The following is a 5,456-nucleotide window of genomic DNA, read 5'->3' on the forward strand; positions in this document are numbered from 1 at the left end:
GAGGCGTTGATGCCTGGCAGCAGGGTGGCGGCCAGTCGTTCCGCCTCGGCGGTGGCGCGGGCGAAGATCGCGACAAGCGTCTGCGGTCGGCTGCCAGCATCTGCTGCCACCAGTCCCGGCGCTCGATCGGGATCTCGTCGGGATCTCGTCGGGATCTCCGGCCACCGCCAGGCTGGCGCGCAGCAGCTGGCTGAGGATCTCGAGATCGAGCGCCGTGCCATCGGCGGCGACCGGGAGTTCGAAAGTGCCTCGTCCGGATACTTCTCAGAGGCGTCCTGATGTCTCCGGGTCGCGGACGTCGCCGGTGCCGGCGAGTTCCAGGTCGGACTGCCGGCTGGCCTCGGTGGCTCCCATGCCGCGCCGGCCGGGCAGGGGGTGGGACGACGAGCAGTGGGCCGCGGCGACGGCACGTCTGGTCGCGCGCGGCTGGCTCGACGCCGATGGCGCCGTGACCGATGCCGGCACCGCGGCCTGCGAGAAGATCGAGATCGAGACCGACGAGCGCTGCGCTGAACTGTGGGCGCGGATCGGCGCCACCGCCGCTTGTCGCCTGGCCTCGCTCCTCACGCCCATCACTGACGCGTTCACCGCTGCCGGGACGTACCGCCAACTTGGCTGATCGCAGCCGATCCGGCGTCTCCGACTTACCGCCCCTCCGGATCACCGAGAACTCCGGAGGGTGCCCCGCAGCGTGGTGTTGATGCCCCGGGCTGGCGGGAGGCCACCGCTCCGTTCGGTGCGGCGGGCAGCTACCTCTCGGTGGCTGACATCATCGACCAGTGGAGCCGCCACAAGGTTCCCTGGTCTGGAGCGGAGTGCGTGCCGCCACGTATCCGCGGTCACCTGCCGTCGATGTGGTAAATATCGCATCACGCTCGGTGATGGATGCTGCGGGATGGGTTCGATCGATCACGGAATGCTGTCAAAGTTGATCTACTGGGGCGGGCCGACACGACCAGCGTCTCGGGGCAGATGGCCTCGTCAACGAGCGACAGTGCTGGTCCGGCTGGACGGCTGCGTGGAATTTCTTGCGCACTGTCAAAAACAAGTATCACGGAACGTTATTGCAACTTGTTGCCCTCAGTAATTTCGGCTGTCCGTGTCCGCGTGGGATGTGCGCGTTTCCTTGGTGCCTCCTCCTGAAAAATTTTGTGCCGCTTGTCCGCCCGCGCTAGCCTGGCGCAGGCCGGCCGCCAACAGGAATTTTCTAGCCGCCGGCACCTCGCCCCGGCCGGACGAGCAAAAATGTTTTTGTCCACCTTGCGACGAGTGCTGAGAAATCTCGTCATGAATGCAGGAGAAGCTCTGTGGGTATGCGCATGATGCGTTTGCGAAATGCCGCCAGGTTTTTGTTGGCCGCATCGGTCTTGATCGCCCCGGTGGGCATCGGCGCCCAGGCGGCGCTTGCTAGCGGAACCAGCCCGACAACCAACGGCTGCTACTCGACGTGGGGAAGCACGGGTACCAACGCCCACTGCTTCAACGTCACGGTGACCGGCAACTACCGTAACCACGCCTTCTGCAGCGCCCAGTTCGACAAGGTTAGTTCCGCCCTCTACATGACCCGCGGTTCCACCGTCAACAACTGGGGGCAGCTCAACTGCACCTTCAGCGTCACCAGGTCTCGGGTAGATTTCACAGGCTGATCCGAGGGAGACGTAGGCAGACCGGCCGGGTTGTACGTAACATGTCCGGCCCGGCCGGGCGGTGGAGGAGATGTGTGGTGTCAGAAGAGGTCGTGTCCGTCACCGGGCTGCGGCAGTCGTACGGCGGGCGGACGGCCCTTGCTGATGTGAGTTTTTCCCTTGCCGACGGTGTGATGGGTCTGCTTGGTCCGAACGGCGCTGGCAAGACCACGCTGCTGCGTACCCTGGCGACAATCGCCTCCCCGGCGCGGGGCGAGGTGTGCGTGGCGGGACGTGTGGTCAGGACCGGCCGGGACGCGCGGCTGGCGAGGCGTGCTATCGGCTACCTGCCGCAGGATTTCGGATATCTGCCGGGGTTCTCCGTCTATGACTTCGTTCGTTACGTCGCCTGGCTGCGGGAGGTCCCTCGCGGCGTCGCGCACGACAGCACGCTACGCGCCATTGAAGGAGTCGGCCTGTCGGATCGGATGAGCGACCGCATGCGCACCTTGTCCGGTGGGATGGTGCGGCGTGCGGGTATCGCCAGCGCGATCGTCGGTGATCCAAAGCTGGTGCTCCTGGACGAGCCGACGGTCGGGCTCGACCCCGCTCAGCGTCTCGACTTCCGCTCACTGATCCGCTCGTTGGGGGCCCGTGCGGTCGTGCTGTCCACGCATCTCGTCGAGGATGTGGCCGCGCTCTGCGACACCGTGGTGGTTCTCGACTCCGGGCGTGTGATCTTCACTGGCAGCACCGGTGAGCTCAGCGCGCTGGCCGCGCCGGATGTCCCGGGTGATACGGCGATCGAGCGTGGCTACATGACCGTGCTGCGGGCGGGCGGTGGCCGCGCATGATCTATGTCTACTGTACGGAGCTGCGTCGTTCCGCGCTGCGCTGGTGGCTGCCGGTGCTGGTGGCCATCGATCTCGCGGTGCTCTACGGGCGGGCTCGGTGGTGGATCGGAATCTGGCCCCAGACCAGCGTCGCCGCGCAGATCCCGGCCTTCTACTTCGGCCCTTTCTTCGCGGCCCTCGCGGCCTGGTCGGTCGGCCGTGCCTCGCGGCACGGCACCGACGAGCAGCTCGACGCCGCCGCCCGGCCGAGATGGCAGGCCGAGTCCCTGCAACTGGCGGGCACGGTCACCTACGGCCTGGCCGTCTACCTCGTCGGGATTGTCGCCGCCGCGATCACCTCGACCGGGTCGGCCGGGCCGGGCTTCCTCTGGCCGGGCTATCTCTGTCTCGGAGCGGCGACCATTGTCGGCTGCGCCGCGGCTGGGCACGCGGTCGGCCGCTGGAGCCGGTCCCGTGTCATCGCGCCGATGTTCAGCGCGCTTGTCTGCTTCGTTCTGCTCGGCTCGCTGGGAGACTCACTCGGCCTGATCGTTCTGACCGGGCCGCCCGACGCCCGCGTCGCGGCCTGGCCGCTGGTGACCCGTCTGCTGCTCGCGGCGGGCGCGGCGGTGGTCGCGGTCGCCGTGCCGAGACCCCGGTTCAGGCCCCGAGGCGGGCGGCGCCCGCGCTACGGCCGCGGTCAGGCCTATGCGAGCGCCGCAGCCCTGGCGGTGGTCGTCGGTTGCCTGGCTGCCTATGCGACCGCGGGATCGATCCAGGTCAGCCGCCCGAGCCCCGCGCGCTATCCGTGCACCAACACCACTCCGGCCAGCTGCGTGTGGCCGGACGACCAGAAGTACCTCCCGCAGATGTCAGCCATGATGTCCCGGCTCAACGAGATACCCGCCGGCCTGTTCACCGTCCCGCCCCGGTACTACGAGCGGGGCCTCCGTGCCCCCCGCTACCAGTATGTCGACTTCACCGTTCCCGAAGGCGCCATGTGGGAGGTGGCCACCGGCATCGCCATCCAGATCGTCAACGCGACCTTCCCCAACCCGTGCGCCGCAGCAACCGACGCGGACACCGCCAAACAGATTCACGCCCAGTACGAGCTGGGCACCTGGCTCGAATCCCGCCTGACGGGAGCGCCCCAACCGCCCTCCGTCCACGGCGGCCCTCCCGGCGTCGACATCCAGGCGATCGGCAAGCTCATCTACACCCAGCAGGGCAGCCAGCTGACCTGGGTCAGGCAACGGCTGGCCACACTCCGGAACACCCCCTGTGCGTGAGCATCTCCGAGTCGCCGTCCGCTATGGCAGAACTCACCACGCCGCCAGTTACCTCGCCGGACTCGCGGTTCTGGTACTCGCCGACTTCCTGCTCGGCAGCCGCGCGCTCGTGCTCCCGCTGTCCGACGCCACCATCGCCTTCCGCGCCGAGATTCCAGCTGCCTACGCGGTGCTGGCGGCAGCCACACTGCACAGTCCTATGGCCGACTTCGAGCAGTGCGCGAGCAGGCGCTACCAGCACACACGCGCCGCTCACATCGCCGTCGTCCTGGCTCTTACCGCTGCGACAGAGCTCGTGGCCGAGGCCGCCGCGGCCTCCTGGCCCGCCGGAATCGTCGCGCTGCGCTCAGTCCTTGTCTGGGCAGGTATCGCGCTGGTTTCCGGACGTCTCCTCGGCATGACTCTCAGCTGGGTACTGCCACTCGCGAGCATCCTGCCCCTGACGTACTTCCAACAGAACAGCGACGGCACCGACCGGTGGTGGGACTGGGTGAAGCAGCCACCGGGAGACCTTGCCTGTTGGCTCATCGCCACCGTCAGCCTCGCTCTGGGAGTCCTGCTCAGCCAGCTTGACCAGTGGACACCGCGGCCCTGGGTGCCACGGCGGCTCCGTCGCGTCGGACAAACAAGGAACGGCGGGTGACGGGGGTCGGCGTTGGCGGCGTGTTTTGCCAGCATTCCGGTCGGCGAAACCGTTGCCGGAAGAACACGTGTGGTGAACCTTCTCGTGCCGAGCGGGCAGGTTCAGTTCCTGGACTCCGACGGGTGGAGTGCCCGACCGGTGGGCGGCCGAAGTCCATCGAAGATCACAGTGAGGGCGCGACGTGGTAGGCCCTCGTCCCAGCCCGCCTGGAACGCGTCCTGACGGGCGCTGGCCAACCTCGCCGACCCGCGCGTCCTCGCGGATGGCCCCGGCCCGCCGGCCCGACGTTAGCGGGTCGTCAAGACCTTCGGGTCAGAGCGAGCTTCGTGGTGATCGAGGGTCGTCGTCGACGACCGCGGTGGCGTACCTGCCGGTGCGTGCCGTTCGGCGCCAGGGGCGCGCGAGGCTTTCCTGTTCGCGGTCTACATCGACGGTGGCGATGGCGGAGGTGGCGTCCGGTCCGCACCGGGTCGCCCAGTGACCGTCTGGCCCAACGATTCCGGACGGCGCGGCGGCCGCGTCGGCGGCGACCGTGGCGTAGCTGATCCAGTAGCTGTTGGTGCTGGCATGCGCCTGTGTCTGCAGGCCGAAGACGGTGCCGTTGTCCATGGTGGAAAGCAGTACGCAGTGAACGTCGGCTTGCTCGTACTCGGCGAACAGCTCCGGATACTGGCTTTCCATGCCGAGCGCGCACCCGAAACGCACCTCGTCGACGTCGAAGGTGATCGGACTGGTGCCGGGTGTGTACAAACGGCGGTGTCAGATGATCAGTGCATCAGTCCTGGTAGAAAGGTGATCCACTGATCGGAGGGCTGGGTGCGTGGCGTCGAGTTGACGTTGGAGGAGCGGGAGTCGATCTCCAGGGGCTTGGCTGAGAACCTGTCACACCGGATGATCGCGGTGTGGCTGGACCGGAACCAGTCGGTGATCAGCCGTGAGGTCTCGCGCAACGGCGGCAATGCCGGGTACCGTGCCGCGGACGCGCAGAGGCGTGCCGACGGGCAGCGTCGGCGACCGAAGGCGTTCAAGCTGGAGACGCGCGTCCGGCTCCGCGATGTGGTGGCTG

Annotated in this window: 7 protein-coding genes; 6 read left to right on the forward strand and 1 reads right to left on the reverse strand. The window is 67.7% G+C overall.

From position 1 onward, the window contains the following. The first annotated feature begins 352 nt into the window (after window positions 1-352). From MXD60_RS25735 to MXD60_RS25755, 5 genes are all read left to right on the forward strand, one after another. Entirely contained in the window at window positions 353-619 is a 267-nt protein-coding gene (locus MXD60_RS25735) for a helix-turn-helix domain-containing protein (RefSeq protein WP_248822187.1), read from the forward strand. A gap of 688 nt (window positions 620-1,307) precedes the next feature. After that, window positions 1,308-1,646, forward strand: a complete 339-nt coding sequence (locus tag MXD60_RS25740) for a hypothetical protein (RefSeq protein WP_248822189.1) — start codon at window positions 1,308-1,310, stop codon at window positions 1,644-1,646. A 92-nt stretch (window positions 1,647-1,738) separates the two neighbouring features. Then, a complete protein-coding gene (locus MXD60_RS25745; RefSeq protein WP_248822191.1) occupies window positions 1,739-2,479 on the forward strand; it encodes an ATP-binding cassette domain-containing protein in 741 nt (246 codons plus the stop codon). Continuing rightward, the gene (locus MXD60_RS25750; RefSeq protein ID WP_248822192.1) at window positions 2,476-3,747 is read left to right on the forward strand and encodes a hypothetical protein; all 1,272 of its coding nucleotides are present in this window, start codon (window positions 2,476-2,478) and stop codon (window positions 3,745-3,747) included. Before MXD60_RS25745 ends, MXD60_RS25750 begins: the two co-directional genes overlap by 4 nt. Next, window positions 3,740-4,390 (forward strand): hypothetical protein, encoded by a 651-nt coding sequence (locus MXD60_RS25755; protein ID WP_248822194.1) that lies wholly within the window; start codon window positions 3,740-3,742, stop codon window positions 4,388-4,390. Before MXD60_RS25750 ends, MXD60_RS25755 begins: the two co-directional genes overlap by 8 nt. A 312-nt stretch (window positions 4,391-4,702) precedes the next feature. On the opposite strand, the gene MXD60_RS25760 is transcribed toward MXD60_RS25755, so the two are convergent. Continuing rightward, window positions 4,703-5,140, reverse strand: coding sequence for a carbon-nitrogen hydrolase family protein (locus MXD60_RS25760; RefSeq protein ID WP_248822196.1), 438 nt, complete (start codon window positions 5,138-5,140; stop codon window positions 4,703-4,705). Between the two features lie 66 nt (window positions 5,141-5,206). Here MXD60_RS25760 and MXD60_RS25765 point away from each other — a divergent pair. Next, on the forward strand, window positions 5,207-5,456 hold a 250-nt coding region (locus tag MXD60_RS25765; RefSeq protein WP_248822198.1), incomplete at its 3' end, for a helix-turn-helix domain-containing protein.

This window comes from Frankia sp. AgB32 (assembly GCF_023243045.1).
Taxonomy (GTDB): Bacteria; Actinomycetota; Actinomycetes; order Frankiales; family Frankiaceae; genus Frankia.